Genomic DNA, 17,280 nt, shown 5'->3' on the forward strand with positions numbered 1-17,280 from the left:
CCAGGAAATATCACTGACGGGGAGAAACCCCCCGTCTCAACCCTTGTGACCAACCTGCAGGCAGATTACATCACCCCCATGGTAAAGCTGATCCCCTTCCTGAAACGCCCGCCCACGGTTGCGGTGATCCGCCTGCAGGGCATGATCGCCAGCGGCAATCGCGGGCAATTGAACGATGTCTCCATGGCCCCCGCGATCGAGCGCGCCTTTCGCAAGGGGAAACCCAGCGCGGTGGCGCTGGTGATCAATTCTCCGGGTGGCTCGCCGGTGCAGTCCAGCCTGATCGCCGCCCGCATCCGCCAGCTGGCGGCGGAAAAAGATGTGCCAGTGGTGGCCTTTGTCGAAGATGTGGCCGCCTCGGGCGGGTATTGGCTGGCGACGGCGGCGGATGAGATCTTGGTGGATGAAAACTCGGTTGTTGGCTCCATCGGCGTGATATCGGCGGGCTTTGGTCTGACGGGCCTGATCGAGAAGCTGGGCGTGGATCGGCGGGTTTACACGGCGGGCAGATCCAAATCACAGCTGGACCCGTTCCGCCCGGAAAACCCCGAAGATGTCGAACGTCTGAAAGGGCTGCTTGACGATATCCACGTGAATTTCAAGACCCAGGTGGAAACCCGCCGGGCTGGCAAATTGCCGGAGGGCGAAGACCTGTTTACCGGCGAGATCTGGCTGGGGCGCAAGGCCATCGAGAAAGGGCTGGTGGACGGGATCGGCCATCTGGTGCCCACAATGAAGGCGCGGTTTGGCGACAAGGTGCGCTTCCGTGTTTATGGCGTCCGGCGCGGGATCCTGTCCCGCTTTGGCCTGCGCCTGATGAATGACGCGATCACCCAGATCGAGGAGCGTGCGGAATATGCGCGGTTTGGCCTTTAAATGGTGATCAAGATTGTTGTCCTCTTTCTGGTGGCGATGGGGGTGCTGGCCATGTTCGGCAAGCTCCGCTATCCCGGTCAGAACCGCGTGGACGCAATGAAATGCCCCCGGTGTGGGCGGTTTCTTCTGGGTAAATCCGCCCGGAAGAACGGATGTGAGTGTAGGGGAAAGGGCTGAGCCTTGGATCTGATTTTCGCGGCCCTTGGCCTCATTATTCTTTTGCTCGCAGGCGACAGCCTGGTGCGTGGCGCGGTGAACCTGTCTCTGCGCCTTGGCGTGCCTGCGCTGATTGTGTCGCTGACCATTGTGGCGTTCGGCACCTCTGCGCCCGAGCTTTTGATTTCGGTGCAGGCCATCCATGAAGGCGTGCCCGGTCTGGCGCTGGGCAATGTGGTGGGGTCAAATACTGCCAATATCCTTCTGGTGCTGGGGGTGCCCGCCCTTATGCGCGGGCTGTCGACCGGTTCGTGTGACACACGCAAAAGCTATAAACAGATGATGGCGGCCTCGGTCCTGTTTTTCATCCTCTGCTTTCATGGCGTCATCACCTGGGTGCAGGGCGCGATCCTGCTGTCGGTGCTGGGGCTGATCCTCTATTCGGCCTTTGGTGAGGCGCTGTGCCATCGCCGCGCGTGCAAGGAAAATCAGGCAGAGCCCTGTGACGAGGATGAAGAGGTCGAAGGGGCTGACCCCGACATGGCCTGGTGGAAGGTGATCCTGTTCCTGATCCTCGGGTTGATCGGCCTGCCTCTCGGGGCGGATCTGCTGGTGGATGCCTCCACAAATATCGCCCGCGCCATGGGGGTTTCTGAAACCGTGATCGGCCTGACACTCGTGGCCCTTGGCACCTCCCTGCCCGAACTGGCCACCACCGTGATGGCGGCCCTGCGCAATCAGGCCGAGGTGGCGCTGGGCAATGTGATCGGGTCGAACATGTTCAACCTGCTGGCCATTATCGGTGTGGCGTCCTTTGTGGGGCCGATCCCGGTTGAGCCGGGCATCCTTCAGTTCGATATCTGGGTGATGCTGGCCGTGTCCGCACTGCTTGCACCCTTCGTGTTCTGGAAATGGCATATGGGCCGGATCTGGGGCGGTGTTCTGACATTGCTTTATCTGGTCTACGTGTCGATAGTGCTGGCCCATTAACCCTTTGCAGGAGCGCGCGATGACAGAGCAGATGACAAAACGGGCTTTGGTCACCGGGGCCGGGGCCCGGCTTGGTCGCGCAATGGCGCTGGAACTGGCGCGTCAGGGATATGACGTGGCGGTGCATTATGCGGCCTCTGCCAACGGGGCGGAAGAGACCGCCGCGATGATCCGCGACCTTGGCCGGAACGCGGTGACGCTTCAGGCAGACCTGCTGGATATGCGGGCGGCAGAAATGCTGGTCCCGCAGGCGGCCGAGGCCTTGGGCGGCCCGCTTTCTGCGCTGGTCAACAATGCGTCGGTGTTTGAATACGACACCATTTCGACCGCCACGCAAGACAGCTGGGACCGTCACATCAATTCCAACCTGCGGGCGCCGTTTTTCATGATCCAGTCCTTTGCCGCACAGGTGCCAGAGGCGGTGATGGATGAAAATGGGGAACCTGTCGCGCGCGCCGTGGTGGTGAATATGCTGGATCAGAGGATCAAGAAACTGACCCCGGAATTCATGACTTACACGCTGGCCAAAGCTGGTCTTTGGACCCTCACCCAGACGGCAGCCCAGGGGCTTGCACCCCATGTGCGGGTCAACGGAATTGCGCCGGGACCCACCCTGATCGGGCACCGCCAGTCCGAGGCACATTTTGCAGCGCAACGTGCGGGCACGGTGCTGGGGCGTGGTGCGGGAACCATGGATATCGTGGCTGCGTTTTCCTATCTTCTGAATGCGCCCTCGGTGACCGGTCAGGTGATTGCCGTGGATGGCGGCCAGCATCTTGGCTGGAAAACGCCGGATATTCGCGGGGTCGAAAAGTAACCCAAAGCGGTTCGACTTTCACCTGAGACAGAGAGAAATCGAACCGCGGCAAGAGATATCAATGTCGGGGGCGTTTCGGGCGAAACATGTGTTCCAAGTTTATTCCGAAACGCTTTAGGGAAGGTGAAATTGCATGAGCAGCCCAAAGTTGTGCACCCGTTCAATTCTTCCCTCGCGTTAACTATCTTTTTTGCAATGAAATCAAAACATTACAAAATGTTCATATTTTTTGCATGAAATATCAGTCACTTAAGAAACTGCCTAAAAAATAGGCAAACTAAAGGGGAGGGTGTAAAACAAGGGAAATCCCTGCGGTCGCGCAGGAAATCCTCAGACTTATCCACAGATTTTGTGGGCATGTTTTCCCTTGCCTCTCGCACGGTAAGATTGCAGTCAGCAAGAGATTCGCACAGGACACCATGGATCAGGATCGTACGTCAGACAGTGCCACCAACCGGCCCGATGTCACCCCCGCCCCCGACGCCAAACCCAGGCCTGCCGGGCATGAGGTGATCCAGTCATATCTGCGCCTGCTGGACGGGTCGCCGGGTGTCTATCGCATGCTCGATGAAAAGGGGCGGGTGCTTTATGTGGGCAAGGCGCGAAACCTGAAAAAGCGGGTGTCGAACTATGCCAAGCCCAGCGGGCACTCTGCGCGGATCGCACGGATGATCAGCCAGACCGCCTCGATGATGTTTCTGACCACCAGGACAGAGACTGAGGCGCTGCTCCTGGAGCAGAACCTGATCAAACAATTGAAACCGCATTTCAATGTGCTCCTGCGCGATGACAAAAGCTTTCCGAACATTCTCGTCACGGATCATGACTTTCCGATGATCAAGAAACATCGCGGTGCGCGGAAAGAAAAAGGGCAGTATTTCGGCCCCTTTGCCAGCGCGGACGCGGTGAATCGCACGCTGAACCAGCTGCAGCGCGTGTTCCTTTTGCGCAATTGCTCGGATGCGATGTTTGCCAGCCGCACCCGGCCTTGCCTGCAATTCCAGATCAAACGCTGTGCGGGGCCCTGCGTGGATCGGGTGTCGAAAGAGGATTATGCCGGGCTGGTCAGCGAGGCGCAGGATTTCCTGTCCGGGCGCACCACCAAGATGCAGGGCGATCTGGCGGCCGAGATGCAGGCGGCGTCAGAGGCGATGCAGTTTGAAAAGGCCGCGGTCCTGCGCGACCGGATCAAGGCCCTTACCCAGGTGCAGCAATCGCAGGGCATCAACCCGCGCAGCGTGGGGGAGGCGGATGTGATCGCACTGCATATGGATGGCGGACAGGCCTGTGTGCAGGTCTTTTTCATTCGTGCCCATCAGAACTGGGGCAATCGTGATTTCTATCCACGTGTGGGCAATGGGCGTGATGCGGTCAGTGCGGGGGAGGTTTTGCAGGCGTTTGTCGGTCAGTTTTACGACCAGAAAGAGCCGCCACGCCTGATCCTCCTGTCAGATCCGCTGGATGATCAGGATCTGATGGAAGAGGCGCTGAGTGAGAAGCTGGGCCGCAAGGTTGAAATTGCCGTGCCGTTGCGGGGTGAAAAATCCGAACTTGTCGCCGGGGCACAGCGCAATGCCCGCGAAAGCCTGGGTCGCAGGATGGCGGAAAGCGCCACGCAGGCGCGGCTTTTGAAAGGGCTGGCCGAGGCGTTTGACCTCGACACCCCGCCCGCCCGGATCGAGGTCTATGACAACTCGCATATCCAGGGGGCACATGCGGTGGGGGCAATGATTGTTGCCGGTCCCGAAGGGTTTTTGAAAAGCCAGTATCGCAAGTTCAACATCAAGGGGGAGGACCTCACGCCGGGGGATGATTTCGGCATGATGAAAGAGGTGCTGACCAGACGGTTCAAACGGCTGCTCAAGGAAGATCCCGACCGGCAGGAGGGGCATTGGCCTGACCTTTTGCTGATTGATGGCGGGGCCGGGCAGGTCAGCGCGGTCCATGAAATCATGCAGGAGATGGGGGTGACCGACATTCCGATGGTCGGTGTGGCAAAAGGTGTGGATCGGGATCATGGCAAGGAAGAATTTCACCGCATCGGCCAGCGCCCCTTCGCGCTTGGGCGCACCGACCCGGTGCTCTATTTCATCCAGCGCATGCGGGATGAGGCACACCGGTTTGCCATTGGCACCCACCGGGCCAAACGCGCCAAGGCACAGGGGGCGACGCCGCTGGATGAGGTGCCGGGTGTGGGGGCGGCCCGCAAGCGCGCGCTTCTGGCGCATTTCGGCTCTGCCAAAGCCGTGTCGCGCGCGGGGCTTGAGGACCTCAAAGCTGTTGATGGAATTTCAGAAAGTCTGGCCGAAACCATCTATGCCTTCTTCCATGACCGGTCGTGACGCGTTAAGGGTTATGCCATGAGATGGACACTTCCTAATATCCTGACCGTAGCCCGGCTGATCGCAGCCCCGCTGGTCCCCGTGATGTTCCTCTATTTCGCCCGGCCCTGGGCGGATTGGTATGCGATGATCCTGTTTATCGTCGCTTCGATCACCGATTACCTTGATGGGTATCTGGCGCGGGCCTGGAAACTGGAAAGCCTGTTTGGCGCCGCGATGGACCCGATTGCCGACAAGGCGATGGTGCTGATCGCACTTCTGGTGATCAATGGCTATGCGGGCATGACCCCGTGGATCCTTCTGCCCTCTGCGCTGATCATCTACCGCGAGGTGTTCGTGTCCGGCCTGCGAGAGACCCTTGGCGACAAGGCCCGTGCGCTGAAAGTGACCAATCTGGCCAAGTGGAAAACCACCGTGCAGATGGTGGCCATCGCGGTTCTGTTTTCGACCGGGATTTTCGAACACAGCCTGCTGGAGCGTACCATTGGCATGGATGAAGCCATTGTCGCCGAGATCTTTGCCGGCACCTTGCCTGATGATCTGGGGCTGAATTTCTATTCGACCGGCCTCGTCTGGTCGACCTATATCGGTGTGTCGCTTCTATGGATCGCCGGGATCCTGACCATGATCACCGGCTGGGATTACTTCCGAAAGGCGCTGCCTTTCCTGCGTGAGGAGCCTGAAAATGGTTGAAGTCATGTATTTTGCCTGGGTGCGCGAACGGGTGGGTGAACCGCGCGAACAGGTCGACACCAACGCCGCAACCGTGGCGGAGCTGGTGGAGGAACTGCGCGCGCGGGAGCCGCGTTACGCCGAAGCGTTCAAAGATCTTTCCGCCCTGCGGGTGGCGCTTGATCAGGAGCTGGCGGATTTCGACGCACCGCTCGACGGCGTGCGCGAAGTGGCGTTTTTCCCGCCCATGACAGGCGGTTGATATGACCGTCCGTGTCCAGACCGAAGAATTTGACCCCAGCGACGAACTCCGTGGGTTTGGGCGCGGTCGCAGTGATGTGGGCGCCGTGGTCAGCTTTACCGGGGTGGTGCGAGATGATGATGGGTCGCTCGACCGGATGGAAATCGAACATTATCCCGGCATGACCGAAAGGGCGATTGCCGCCATGGTGGATCAGGCGTCAGGGCGTTGGCAACTGGCAGATTGCCTTGTCATCCATCGGCATGGGCCGATGCGCCCCGGAGACCAGATCATGATGGTGGCCACCGCCGCCAAACACCGGGTGGCCGCGTTCGAGGCGGCAGAGTTCCTGATGGATTACCTGAAATCCCGCGCGCCTTTCTGGAAAAAAGAGTTTAGCCGCGCAGGCGAAACCGCCTGGGTGGATGCCAAGGTGAATGATGAAGAGGCGCTGAAGCGTTGGTCGGAATAATCAGGGCGGCCCGCTTCTGGCGATCCGCTGGCTATCCGAAGGGGGGCTTTTGCACGCGGGCCCCCGAACGCCCTCACCTGAGGCTCAAGCTTCGTGCACCACCCGCAGGCGGGGCTGATTTTCGCGCTCCAGAATGGCATCCGCATCCAGTTCCCGGATCGGCGTATCATCGTCCGGGATTTCGCCTTTCTGCAGCAGGTCCAGAAAGCGGCCGCAACATACCCGCAGGAATGAGGCGAAACTGCCCTCGGTATGATCGGCGTCGATCGCTTCGAAATACAGCGTGTTGACCAGCTGCTCAGTATTCATTCCGTCCCGGCGGGCAATCCGGTCCAGCACGTCCCAGTAGAAGTTCTCGATCTCAAGCGACAAAAGCGCCCCGTCCACGCGGAACACACGGGTGTTGCTTTCCCAAAAGGATGTGTCAGCTCCGACAAACAGACGGCACATGGGGGACCTCCGACCTGAAACCAAAAATCACGTCTCTCGACTGGTGGCATTTTACACCAAACTGTTTGCAAAGCGACTGGAGAAATCTGCTTTTACGCTGGGGCGTTTCCCGACCCGGAACAGGAAGGGATAAATAGGGGCAAGATCATCGTGGATCGGGCCGCCGCCGGCCCGGCGTCAGCTGCGCTCGGGAATGATCTGTTGCGCAATCCCCGCCCCCAACAGGTAGATCGAGGTCAAGACCAGCCCCCAATGGGCCCAGCTTTCCGGATGGAACTCCACCCAGGCGGCCCAGCCAGCAAAAAAGGTCCAGGCCAGCGCCACCGGAAGGCTGACGCTCCGCCAGCGTTTTGTCCGGGTCGGGTGGATGAATTTCAGCGGAAAGAACATGGCGATGGCAAGGGTGACAACAAGCCCCAGCATCAGCCAGAAACTGGGCTCGGTGGCGAACAGGACAATGATCAGCATATTCCAGCAGCCGGGGAAGCCGGAAAAGGAATTGTCCTTTGTTTTCATCCGGGTGTCCGCAAAATACACAACCGAGGTGAAGGTGATCACAATGATCGCCACCCAGCCGGTCCAGCCGGGCATCAGCCCCGATTTGAACAGCGCATAGGCCGGGATGAACACATAGGTCAGATAGTCGATGATCAGATCCATCAACACCCCGTCATATTGCGGCGCATTGACCTTGACCTCGTAATGGCGCGCCAGCGGACCGTCGATCCCGTCCACGGCAAAGGCCACGACAAGCCAGACAAACATCAGCCCCCATTTCTCATCCACCGCAGCCAGCATGGCCAGCATGGCGAAAACGGCACCGGTGGCGGTGAGCAGATGGACGAGCAGGGCTTTTGTACGAATATCCATGCGGCCCTTGTGCCGGAAAAGCGGGCTGGAAGAAAGGGGGAAGGTTGAGATTGTCTCAGTCTGATGAGCGGGCCGCTGAACGGGCAGATGGGCGGGCCCGTGGATGGGTCGCCTCATAAACCTCCATCAGGCGGGTGGTGTCGACCGCCGTATAGGCCTGGGTGGTCGACAAAGAGGCATGGCCCAGAAGTTCCTGAATGGCGCGCAGATCGCCGCCCGCATTCAGAAGATGTGTGGCAAAGCTGTGACGCATCGCATGTGGTGTGGCGCTGGTAGGCAGACCGAGTTGCAGACGGGTCTGTTCCATCACTTTCTGCACCTGCCTTGGCCGCAACGGCCCGCCGCGCACTGCCCGAAACAGCGGTGCCTCCGGCGTTTCCGCATGGGGGGAAAGGCGGCGATAGGTTTCCACCGCGTCGCGGGCGGCTGGCAGCACCGGCACCAGCCGTTCCTTGCCACCCTTGCCGCGGATCCGCAGCACCTCGGCCAGCGGGGCGTCTGCTGCGGTCAGAGAAAGGGCTTCGGAAATCCGCAAGCCGCAGCCATATAGCAGGGTGACCACGGCAATGTCCCGTGCCCCGACCCAGTCCTGACGGGCCTGGTCGCCAACCAGATCCAGCACCGCTTTCGCGGCCTCCGCCGGCAACGGTCGGGGCAGTTTTTTGGAAAATTTCGGGCTGCGCACGGACAGAACGGCGGTGGCATCAAACCCGTCCCGGTCGGACAGCCAGCGATAGAAGCTTTTCACCGCAGACAGCGCGCGGGCCAGCGACCGTGCCGCGACGCCGCGTCCGCGTTCATGCGCCATCCAGGCGCGCATGTCCGACAGGGTGACATTGGCAAGGGCGGCCCGTCCCTGCGGTCCGCCCAGATGGGCGGCCATGAAGGACAGAAAGCCGATCAGGTCGGTCTGATAGGCCGAAATCGTGTTGTCGGAAGCCCCGTCCAGCGCCCGTTTGTGGGTCAAAAACCCCTCCAGCGCGTCCCGCGCACCGGGGGAGATCATGACCGCAGGGTCACTCACGACAGCCAGCGGCGCATTGCCCGTTCAAACACCCCGCCGAAGAATTGCAGAAGATCGGTGCCTTGCCCCGGTTTGAACTGATGCGGGTCCTCGGCCCCTAGCACCAGCATACCGGGCAGACGACCATGGCCCAGATCAAGGCGGATGCAGGCCTCGGACCGCACCCAATAACCGCTTTCGCCGTATATGGCCGGATTTTGTTCCTGGATCTGACGCAGGAACACGGTGCGGCCGGATTGGTCATGCGATGTGCCGAGGTAGTCGTCGATGAAGCCGGGCTGGGCTGTGGCCAGCACCTGGCCCAGTTTCTGCACGGCTGCGTTCTTTTCGCTCTGCACCGTTTCCAGCACCAGTCGCACCGCGTCGACACGCAAAATATCGGCCACTTCGCCGCCAAGATCCATCATGAAATCTTCGAAATCTGCCGGATCCAGCATGCGCAGCACGGCGCGATGGATCAGGTTCATCCCTGCGAGGTTCTCATAAGCAGCGGCAATGACGGAGCGATGGGTGTCTTCCAGCCGGTCCAGCCGGGTTTCCAGCCGTTCCATTGCGACACCGCGCAAATCCACGATGTTTGATCCCATCGCGCGTTCATTCGCTGCAATCAGCGCGCGCATAAGATCCTGATCATCCAGAATAACTTCGGGTCGAGAGATCAATGCCTCCCGCAAATCATCCGCAATGGAAAGAGAAGTCGCCATCACTGCCTCAGGTATTTTTGTTTATCTTTTCCCGTGTGTATACACGAAACGCACGGCCATTACCGCATGTTTTTGGTTAAAATACCGTAAAAGCGGCAGGGCCGTGGCCCCACCGCGACATGTTTTTCGATCCCGGTCTCAGAGGATCTTGATCTCGGCCGCTGCGATATCGGCCAGGAACGCGTCCAGACCTTTGTCGGTCAGCACGTGTTTTGCCATCGCCTGAATGACCGACGGGGGCGCGGTGGCCACGTCGGCGCCGACAATGGCGCAATCCTTCATGTGGTTCACATTGCGGATCGACGCGGCCAGAATCTGGGTTTCAAACCCGTAATTGTCATAGATGGTGCGGATATCTGCAATCAGCTCCATCCCGTCCAGTGCGATGTCATCCAGACGGCCAATGAAGGGCGAGATGAAGGTGGCGCCGGCTTTGGCCGCCAGCAGTGCCTGGTTGGGTGAGAAGCACAGGGTAACATTTACCATGGTGCCTTCGTCCGACAGGGTTTTACAGGCTTTCAGCCCGTCCCAGGTCAGCGGCACTTTCACCGCGATATTGTCTGCGATCTGCGCCAGTTTGCGGCCTTCGGCGATCATGGTCTCTGCGTCGGTGGCGGTAACCTCTGCTGACACCGGGCCATCGGTGATGGTGCAGATTTCCTTGGTGACTTCGATAATGTCACGGCCCGATTTCTTGATGATCGAGGGGTTGGTGGTCACGCCGTCCAGCATGCCGGTGGCGGCAAGTTCCTTGATGGCGTCGATGTCGGCGGTATCGGCAAAGAATTTCATGCACGTTTCCTTAAGATGGTTTGGCCCGGATCTCTGCGAACCTCTGGGCCGGGTGGCTTGTTCTTGCCGCTCTCATAGCGCAGAAAGGGACGGGCAGAAACCCCTCACGGCAACCGGGACAAGGGCAGGTGATCCCCATGAGCATGGATGTGCGGCATTTCAGGGAAGGTGAACGGGTTGGCGTGCTGACCACCCAGCCACTTGACCGTATCCTGACCTATCGTGCGCCGGAAGGGGGATGTGTCCAGGGCGCTTATGTCGAGGTGCCTCTGGGTCCGCGCAAGGTGCTGGGTGTGGTCTGGGGGGCAGGCGAGGGGGGCTTTGATGCGGCCAAGCTGCGCAAGGTCACCAAGGTGATTGATGTGGCGCCGATGCGGCTCGAGATGGTGCAGTTCCTGACCCGTGTGGGGGATTACACGATCACGCCGATGAACCACATGCTGCGGCTGGCCACCCGCGCGCCGGGGTTGATGGATCCGCCCTCCATGCGCAAGGTGCTGCGCGCCTCCGGGTTTCGCCCCAACCGGCTGACCGATGCCCGCGCCAAGGTGTTGGCCGCGATGGATGACAATCCGGGGGCGGCGTTCACGCAGGCAGAACTGGCGGGGCTTGCGGATGTGTCGGCCTCGGTGGTGAAAGGCATGGTGAAATTGGGGGCGCTGCGTGAAGAGGATGCGCCGCGCGATTTGCCTTATCCCTTCCTGGATCCGCTCAAACCCGGCAAGACCCTGACCGACGATCAGGCGGCGGCGGCCCGCCAGCTGTGCGACGGGGTGAGGTCTGGCCGCTATGGCACCACGCTTTTGCGGGGCGTGACCGGGGCGGGCAAGACCGAAGTTTACATGGAGGCGGTGGCGGCGTGCCTGAAAAAGGGCCGTCAGGCGCTGGTGCTCTTGCCGGAAATCGCGCTGACAGCCGAGTTTCTCAAACGGGTCGAGGAACGCTTTGGCGCGCGCCCTGCCGAATGGCATTCCGGCGTGACCATGACCGAACGCAGGCGCTGCTGGCGCATGGTGGGCGAAGGGGAGGCGCAGCTGGTGGTGGGCGCCCGGTCCGCCCTGTTCCTGCCATTTCGCGACCTTGGCCTGATCATCGTCGATGAAGAACACGACAATTCCTACAAACAGGAAGACGGGGTGCTTTACTCGGCCCGCGACATGGCGGTGCTGCGCGCCTCGATCGTGGAGGCGCAGGTGGTGCTGGCCTCGGCCACGCCGTCGCTGGAAACCTGGGCCAATTGCGAGGCAGGGAAATACAACCGCATTGACCTGACCAGCCGCTATGGCCCTGCCGTCCTGCCCGAGATGCGGGCGATCGACATGCGCAGCGAAGAGCTTGCGTCAAACTCCTGGATCTCGCCTGCGCTCAGGGGGGCGGTGACACGGCGGCTGGCAAAAGGTGAGCAATCGCTTCTGTTCATCAACCGCCGCGGTTATGCGCCGGTCACGATCTGCCGGGCCTGTGGGCACCAGATCGGCTGTGATCATTGTGATGCGCGTATGGTGGAACACCGGTTCCAGAAACGGCTGGTCTGCCATCAATGTGGTGAGACGAAACCGATGCCGGAGGTCTGCCCGGACTGTGAGGTTGAAGGCAAACTCGCGCCGGTTGGGCCGGGGGTTGAACGCCTCGCCGAAGAAGTCACCGCGACCTTCCCGGAGGCGCGTATCGCGGTGCTGTCGTCGGACCTGTTTGGATCCGCCCGCGCGCTGAAGGCCGAGATCGAGCGGATTGCGGCCGGCGAGGCGGATATCATCATCGGCACGCAGCTGGTGGCAAAGGGGCACAACTTTCCCAAACTGACACTGGTGGGGGTGATTGATGCGGATCTTGGCCTGCAAGGGTCCGATTTGCGCGCCGCCGAACGCTCGTTCCAGCTGATCCGCCAAGTGGCTGGCCGCGCCGGGCGATCAGAAGCACGCGGCACCGCGCTTTTGCAGACGTTTCAGCCCGAACACCCGGTGATCCGCGCAATCCTGTCAGGCGATGAAGAGAAATTCTGGAGCGCCGAAGCGGGCGAGCGTCGCCATGCCGGAGTGCCCCCTTATGGGCGCATGGCCGGGATTGTGCTGTCCTCAACCGATGTGCAGGCGGTGTTTGACCTTGGCACTGAGATGGCGCGGCGCACCCAGCCGCTGCAGGAAATCGGTGCGCAGCTTTATGGCCCCGCGCCTGCGCCCATCGCCCGCGTGCGGGGACGGCATCGGGTGCGGCTCTTGATCAAGGCGGATAAAACAGCGCCTATTCAGAGTGCCATCCGCAAATGGCTTACCCAGTTTCCGGTCAAAGGCGACCTGCGCATTCAGGTCGATATCGATCCGCAGAGTTTTTATTGAGGGCAACCGCAGGCCGCAGAACTGTTGCCGGAGGGAAGGGGCTTTGCCCCTCGTCCCCGCTTTGGCAGCGGGTCCTCACCCCAGGATATTTGTGACCAGAAAATAAGGGAAAGGACGCCCTTATTCCGCCGGTTGCGCCACGCTGCCACCTTTGGGTTGATCGACCAGATAATCGGTGATGATTGCCCCGATCCACATGCACAGGAGCGCAAGCCAGGCGGTGGCGACGAAGATCGACCCGCCGGTCACGCCTGCGCCAATCGCGCAGCCCCCGGCGAGCATCCCGCCAAACCCCATCATCACCGCGCCCGTCATCGACCGGCGCATCACGGCTTCGCCCTCATAGCCCTGGAACTTGAACTCGCCGGAAAGGTAACTTGCGGCAAAGGCGCCGATCACCACGCCGGGCACAAGGCCCACGTCAAATTCCAAAACCGGGTCCGAGGTGAGGAAAAACATCAGCGTATTGGCCGAGGGGCCGGTGAAGGTGGCGGAGGTCACGGTGACCGGATCAAAAGCCGCCTGTGACAGCTGGAAGGTCAGGACCCAGCCCAGCGCCACCGCAAAGCCCACGCCGGAGCCGAAGATCAGCCGCCGTGCGCCAAGGTTTGAGCGCCGCGCCAGCACCAGCGCCAGCACCGCCGTGCACAGCCCCAGCAAAAGGCCAAACCACTCGGGCAGGCCGATAAGTGTCAACAGGTTCACATTGGTGCCGCCCTTGGTCATCCAGAGCGACGCCAGCCAGGTGCGGGTATCCGCCAGATAGCCGTGCAGTGACATCTGCGCCACAATCGCCATCAGCATCCCCGACATGACCGATCGCAGGTTCCCGGTGGAGGCCAGCACCAGAAGCCGACCCGAACATCCCCGTGCCAGCACCATGCCGACCCCAAACATCAGCCCGCCAATGATTGCGCCCGACCAACTGCCGGTCACCGCCATCATCCGCGCGTCTTCGGTGCGCAAGAGCCCAAGCATCGCGGCGCCTTGCACCCAGACCACGGCGGTTGAGAAGGTCAGAAGCCAGATCGCCACGCTGGAGGACATGGTCCGCCGGGCAAATTCCACCGTGGCCGCCCGCAGACAAAATCGCGACCGCTGCGCTGCCACGCCAAACACGATCCCGGTGATCAGGCCGAACAGCGCGGCGGTGGGGCTTTCTCCGATACGGTCCATCAGGGGAACAATGTTGATCATGGTGGCAGTGAGACCTCTGTTGCGCGGGTTTGGGCGAGTTTACGGGACGGGGGTGCCTGATACTTTGACTTATATCATAGAAAAATTGCGTTTGGTGAATGTGTTTTTCTGTTGGCGCTAACCGAAAACGCGCGTATGGCGGGGTCATGAGACACACCACCCTGACCCTCGATGCGGCGCGCGCGCTGCCATTCTGGCGCCGTCCCGTCTTTTTGCTTCTGCTGATGACAGCGGCTATGCCGCTTGCGTTTTCAACCTGGCTTGCGCTCTTGAATAATTTCGTGATCGGTGAGGCGGGGTTCACCGGGGTGGAGATCGGCTGGTTGCACACGGTGCGCGAGATCCCGGGATTTCTGGCGATTGGGGTGATTGCACTTTTATGGATCATGCGGGAGCAGACCCTGGCGGTGGGCGCGCTTGCGCTTTTGGGGGCGGCGACGGCGATCACCGCCTGGTTCCCGAGCTTCTCGGGCCTGCTGATCGTGACCATGCTCAGCTCGGTCGGGTTCCATTATTACGAGACCATTGCGCAATCATTGCAGTTGCAGTGGATCGACAAGAAACGCGCGCCGCAGATGCTGGGCTGGATCACCGCCGTGGGGTCGGGGGCATCGCTTCTGGCCTATGGGTTTCTGGTGCTGACCTGGAAGACACTCGGGCTGAGCTACAATTTCGTTTACATGCTGTCCGGCGGCCTGACCCTGGCCATCGCGATCTTCTGCTGGTTTGCCTATCCGAGGTTTGAAAGCCCCGAGCCGCAGCTCAAGACCTTTGTGCTGCGCCGTCGCTACTGGCTCTATTACGCGCTGCAATTCATGGCGGGGGCGCGACGTCAGATCTTTGTCGTGTTTGCGGCATTCATGATGGTGGAGCGGTTCGGCTTTGAAGTGCACGAGGTGACGGCGCTCTTTCTGATCAACTATGTGGCCAATATGGTATTTGCCCCCTTGATGGGAAAAGCGGTCTCGGTCTGGGGAGAGCGCCGCGCCTTGGTGTTTGAATATGTCGGGCTGGTGGGCGTGTTTCTGGCCTATGGCGGGATCTATTATTTCGGCTGGGGGGTGATGCTGGCCATGGGGCTGTATGTTCTGGATCACCTGTTCTTTGCCCTTGCTTTTGCACTGAAGACCTATTTCCAGAAAATCGCCGATCCGCAGGACATTGCGCCGACCGCAGCCGTGGCCTTCACCATCAACCATATTGCCGCCGTGTTCCTGCCGGCGCTTCTGGGCTATCTCTGGGTGATCTCGCCCGGGGCGGTGTTCGCGTTGGCGGCGGGTATGGCCATGGTGTCGCTGACCCTTGCACTCCTGATCCCGCGCCACCCGGAAAAAGGTCACGAGACCGTGTTCGCCGGCCCTCTTGCCAAGGCGGCAGAGTAGCCCCACCTTTGGGGCAGAACAGGAGGATGCGCGATGCTCTTTGGCAAACAGAAGAAACTGACCATGGTGGACGAAACAATGGCTCTTCCGGGGCGCGACACGGCGCTGCCTTTTGGGGATACCCATCATGTTTTTGCCCGTCCTTTGACCTTGGATGTGCCCGAGGCTCACGAGGTCGCCCTGTTCGGCATGGGGTGTTACTGGGGCGTCGAGCGGATCTTCTGGCAGCAACCCGGCGTCTGGCTGACCATGGTTGGCAATGCCGGGGGATTTACACCCAATCCCACCTATGACGAACTCTGCACCGGCCAGACCGGACACACCGAAGTGGTGCGTGTTGTCTATGACCCAGCCAAGACGAGCTATAAGGCGCTGTTGAAAGTGTTTTGGGAAAACCACGACCCAACCCAGGGGATGCGGCAGGGCAATGATACGGGGACGCAATACCGCTCGGCCATCTATGCAACAACCGATGCCCAGCTGGATGCAGCGCGCCTCTCGGCCGAGGAATTTGCCCCGCGCCTCGCCGCGCAGGGATTTGGCGCGATCACCACGGAAATCGCCCGGGCGGAGACCTTTTACCCGGCCGAAGCCTATCACCAGCAATACCTGTCAAAGAACCCAGGGGGCTATTGCGGGATTGGCGGCACCGGTGTGACCTGCCCAATTGGGACCGGAGCCTGAGCGGATAAGTGCGCGCCTTAGCCGACCTGTGCAGGTTGAAGGCATTGTTCGGCAATGGCCTCGCTTCGCTCGGAAGGGGCTTTGCCCCTCTGCTGGCGCATTCACCCCAGGATATTTGTCGCAAGAGGAAAAGACGGGTTGTGCTCTTCTTCTTGCCATAAATATCCTCGCCGAAGGCCAGAAAGGGGCCGAGCGGCGCGAGGCAGGTCTCTGTCTGCGGTATCATGTAAGGGGTAATGATGATGGGGAAGCTTGACCCTCTGCCTTTCCGGGGCTAGGCCCATGGCATCTGTTGCCTGCGAACCTATCGAAAGACCTGATCATGCCCACCTGGACTGCTCTTACCACCCTCTCTGGCCAAGAGGCCGCTGAAGCGCTGGGCGCTGCGATGGAGGCCCTTACCCCTGAACCGACCGGGATTGGTGTGTTTGAGGTGGAAGATGACAGCGGTTTGTGGGAAGTGGGCGGCTATTTCACCGAAGCGCCTGATGCGGCCGGGTTGGCACTTTTGGCATCCATGCATGGGGCGAAGGATTTCATCGTCTCGGAACTGCCGGAAACCGATTGGGTGGCACATGTGAAACGTGAGCTGGCCCCGGTCGAGGCAGGGCGGTTCTTTGTATACGGCGCCCATGATGCTGACCAGTTGCCCGCGGATAAGATCGGGCTGCTGATTGAGGCGGCTATGGCGTTTGGGACCGGGCATCACGGCACCACTTTGGGCTGTTTGCGTGCGCTTGACGGGTTGGCAGACAAGGGGTTCGTGGGCGAGAGCGTGGCGGATATCGGCTGTGGCACTGCCGTGCTTGGGATGGCTGCGGCCAAGATCTGGCCCAACCCGGTGCTGGCCTCGGATATCGACGAAGTTGCGGTGGACGTGGCGCGGGCCAATGTCACGGCCAATGACCTTGACGGGAAGGTCAATTGTGTGGAGGCGGCTGGTTTTGACGCGCCCGAACTGCGGGATGCGGCACCTTTTGATCTGGTCTTTGCCAATATTCTAAAGGGCCCGCTGATTGGTCTGGCACCTGATATGGCAGGCGCGATTCGCCCCGGTGGTTATGCGATTCTCTCTGGAATCCTGAACCCTCAAGCCGATGAGGTGATCTCTGTTTATCAAGAAAACGGGTTCAATCTTGTTTCACGGGATGAGATTGTTGACTGGACCACGCTAACCTTAACGAAAATGCGGTGAGATTGTGGCGGAAACAGTTTGTTTCCTCGTGAATATCGGTCAAATTTGCTATGGTTGTGAAGTATCTCGTTGGTGGGGGC

Annotated in this window: 18 protein-coding genes; 12 read left to right on the top strand and 6 right to left on the bottom strand. The window is 60.4% G+C overall.

Features of this window, described 5'->3' with window-relative positions:
- The first annotated feature begins 78 nt into the window (after positions 1-78).
- The 8 genes from K3J57_RS01745 to K3J57_RS01780 all read left to right on the top strand — a co-directional run bounded on the left by K3J57_RS01745 (position 79) and on the right by K3J57_RS01780 (position 6,566).
- On the top strand, positions 79-876 hold the full coding sequence (locus K3J57_RS01745) for a S49 family peptidase (protein WP_259797713.1): 798 nt from the start codon (positions 79-81) through the stop codon (positions 874-876).
- Entirely contained in the window at positions 877-1,053 is a 177-nt protein-coding gene (locus K3J57_RS01750) for a hypothetical protein (RefSeq protein ID WP_055188074.1), read from the top strand. It abuts the gene before it with no gap.
- 3 nt (positions 1,054-1,056) lie between these two features.
- Complete coding sequence (locus tag K3J57_RS01755; protein WP_173485785.1) at positions 1,057-2,022, top strand: calcium/sodium antiporter; 966 nt, start codon at positions 1,057-1,059, stop codon at positions 2,020-2,022.
- Positions 2,023-2,041: 19 nt separating this feature from the next.
- On the top strand, positions 2,042-2,839 hold the full coding sequence (locus K3J57_RS01760) for an SDR family oxidoreductase (protein WP_259773927.1): 798 nt from the start codon (positions 2,042-2,044) through the stop codon (positions 2,837-2,839).
- Positions 2,840-3,258: 419 nt separating this feature from the next.
- Positions 3,259-5,181, top strand: coding sequence for an excinuclease ABC subunit UvrC (gene uvrC, locus K3J57_RS01765; RefSeq protein ID WP_259793558.1), 1,923 nt, complete (start codon positions 3,259-3,261; stop codon positions 5,179-5,181).
- Between the two features lie 18 nt (positions 5,182-5,199).
- A complete protein-coding gene (gene pgsA / locus K3J57_RS01770) occupies positions 5,200-5,874 on the top strand; it encodes a CDP-diacylglycerol--glycerol-3-phosphate 3-phosphatidyltransferase (protein ID WP_259776552.1) in 675 nt (224 codons plus the stop codon).
- Positions 5,867-6,115 (top strand): molybdopterin converting factor subunit 1, encoded by a 249-nt coding sequence (gene moaD / locus K3J57_RS01775; protein WP_055188082.1) that lies wholly within the window; start codon positions 5,867-5,869, stop codon positions 6,113-6,115. Before pgsA ends, moaD begins: the two co-directional genes overlap by 8 nt.
- A 1-nt stretch (position 6,116) precedes the next feature.
- A complete protein-coding gene (locus K3J57_RS01780) occupies positions 6,117-6,566 on the top strand; it encodes a molybdenum cofactor biosynthesis protein MoaE (protein ID WP_259796837.1) in 450 nt (149 codons plus the stop codon).
- Positions 6,567-6,650: 84 nt separating this feature from the next.
- Here the strand turns inward: K3J57_RS01780 and K3J57_RS01785 are convergent, their stop codons facing one another.
- The 5 genes from K3J57_RS01785 to fsa form a co-directional block, all read right to left on the bottom strand.
- Positions 6,651-7,016, bottom strand: a complete 366-nt coding sequence (locus K3J57_RS01785; protein ID WP_259786130.1) for a ribbon-helix-helix domain-containing protein — start codon at positions 7,014-7,016, stop codon at positions 6,651-6,653.
- Between the two features lie 177 nt (positions 7,017-7,193).
- Positions 7,194-7,886, bottom strand: coding sequence for a CDP-alcohol phosphatidyltransferase family protein (locus tag K3J57_RS01790; protein ID WP_173485778.1), 693 nt, complete (start codon positions 7,884-7,886; stop codon positions 7,194-7,196).
- Between the two features lie 55 nt (positions 7,887-7,941).
- Positions 7,942-8,892, bottom strand: coding sequence for a tyrosine recombinase XerC (locus tag K3J57_RS01795; RefSeq protein ID WP_259797714.1), 951 nt, complete (start codon positions 8,890-8,892; stop codon positions 7,942-7,944).
- Between the two features lie 14 nt (positions 8,893-8,906).
- Positions 8,907-9,614, bottom strand: coding sequence for a DUF484 family protein (locus tag K3J57_RS01800; RefSeq protein WP_173485777.1), 708 nt, complete (start codon positions 9,612-9,614; stop codon positions 8,907-8,909).
- Positions 9,615-9,752: 138 nt separating this feature from the next.
- On the bottom strand, positions 9,753-10,406 hold the full coding sequence (fsa, locus tag K3J57_RS01805; protein ID WP_173485776.1) for a fructose-6-phosphate aldolase: 654 nt from the start codon (positions 10,404-10,406) through the stop codon (positions 9,753-9,755).
- A 137-nt stretch (positions 10,407-10,543) separates the two neighbouring features.
- Between fsa and K3J57_RS01810 the strand changes: the two genes are divergently transcribed.
- Complete coding sequence (locus K3J57_RS01810; protein ID WP_259796841.1) at positions 10,544-12,742, top strand: primosomal protein N'; 2,199 nt, start codon at positions 10,544-10,546, stop codon at positions 12,740-12,742.
- A 120-nt stretch (positions 12,743-12,862) separates the two neighbouring features.
- On the opposite strand, the gene K3J57_RS01815 is transcribed toward K3J57_RS01810, so the two are convergent.
- A complete protein-coding gene (locus tag K3J57_RS01815; RefSeq protein WP_259797716.1) occupies positions 12,863-13,936 on the bottom strand; it encodes a YeeE/YedE family protein in 1,074 nt (357 codons plus the stop codon).
- Between the two features lie 149 nt (positions 13,937-14,085).
- Here K3J57_RS01815 and K3J57_RS01820 point away from each other — a divergent pair, with 149 nt between their 5' ends.
- The 3 genes from K3J57_RS01820 (at position 14,086) to K3J57_RS01830 (ending at position 17,200) form a co-directional block, all read left to right on the top strand.
- Complete coding sequence (locus K3J57_RS01820; protein WP_055188098.1) at positions 14,086-15,321, top strand: MFS transporter; 1,236 nt, start codon at positions 14,086-14,088, stop codon at positions 15,319-15,321.
- Positions 15,322-15,354: 33 nt separating this feature from the next.
- The gene (gene msrA / locus K3J57_RS01825; protein WP_259796844.1) at positions 15,355-16,005 is read left to right on the top strand and encodes a peptide-methionine (S)-S-oxide reductase MsrA; all 651 of its coding nucleotides are present in this window, start codon (positions 15,355-15,357) and stop codon (positions 16,003-16,005) included.
- Between the two features lie 322 nt (positions 16,006-16,327).
- Positions 16,328-17,200: a 50S ribosomal protein L11 methyltransferase gene (locus tag K3J57_RS01830; RefSeq protein WP_259773938.1), complete on the top strand. Its 873-nt coding sequence runs from the start codon at positions 16,328-16,330 to the stop codon at positions 17,198-17,200.
- Positions 17,201-17,280: the final 80 nt, after the last annotated feature.

This window comes from Aliiroseovarius crassostreae, assembly GCF_025137635.1.
In the GTDB taxonomy this organism is placed as follows: domain Bacteria; phylum Pseudomonadota; class Alphaproteobacteria; order Rhodobacterales; family Rhodobacteraceae; genus Aliiroseovarius; species Aliiroseovarius crassostreae.

Coding starts and splice junctions, on each gene's coding strand:
- K3J57_RS01745 (WP_259797713.1), top strand. CDS start 79: ATGGTAAAGCTGATCCCCTTCCTGAAACGCCCGCCCACGGTTGCGGTG.
- K3J57_RS01750 (WP_055188074.1), top strand. CDS start 877: ATGGTGATCAAGATTGTTGTCCTCTTTCTGGTGGCGATGGGGGTGCTG.
- K3J57_RS01760 (WP_259773927.1), top strand. CDS start 2,042: ATGACAGAGCAGATGACAAAACGGGCTTTGGTCACCGGGGCCGGGGCC.
- uvrC (WP_259793558.1), top strand. CDS start 3,259: ATGGATCAGGATCGTACGTCAGACAGTGCCACCAACCGGCCCGATGTC.
- pgsA (WP_259776552.1), top strand. CDS start 5,200: ATGAGATGGACACTTCCTAATATCCTGACCGTAGCCCGGCTGATCGCA.
- moaD (WP_055188082.1), top strand. CDS start 5,867: ATGGTTGAAGTCATGTATTTTGCCTGGGTGCGCGAACGGGTGGGTGAA.
- K3J57_RS01780 (WP_259796837.1), top strand. CDS start 6,117: ATGACCGTCCGTGTCCAGACCGAAGAATTTGACCCCAGCGACGAACTC.
- K3J57_RS01785 (WP_259786130.1), bottom strand. CDS start 7,016: ATGTGCCGTCTGTTTGTCGGAGCTGACACATCCTTTTGGGAAAGCAAC.
- K3J57_RS01790 (WP_173485778.1), bottom strand. CDS start 7,886: ATGGATATTCGTACAAAAGCCCTGCTCGTCCATCTGCTCACCGCCACC.
- K3J57_RS01795 (WP_259797714.1), bottom strand. CDS start 8,892: ATGATCTCCCCCGGTGCGCGGGACGCGCTGGAGGGGTTTTTGACCCAC.
- K3J57_RS01800 (WP_173485777.1), bottom strand. CDS start 9,614: ATGGCGACTTCTCTTTCCATTGCGGATGATTTGCGGGAGGCATTGATC.
- fsa (WP_173485776.1), bottom strand. CDS start 10,406: ATGAAATTCTTTGCCGATACCGCCGACATCGACGCCATCAAGGAACTT.
- K3J57_RS01810 (WP_259796841.1), top strand. CDS start 10,544: ATGAGCATGGATGTGCGGCATTTCAGGGAAGGTGAACGGGTTGGCGTG.
- K3J57_RS01820 (WP_055188098.1), top strand. CDS start 14,086: ATGAGACACACCACCCTGACCCTCGATGCGGCGCGCGCGCTGCCATTC.
- msrA (WP_259796844.1), top strand. CDS start 15,355: ATGCTCTTTGGCAAACAGAAGAAACTGACCATGGTGGACGAAACAATG.
- K3J57_RS01830 (WP_259773938.1), top strand. CDS start 16,328: ATGCCCACCTGGACTGCTCTTACCACCCTCTCTGGCCAAGAGGCCGCT.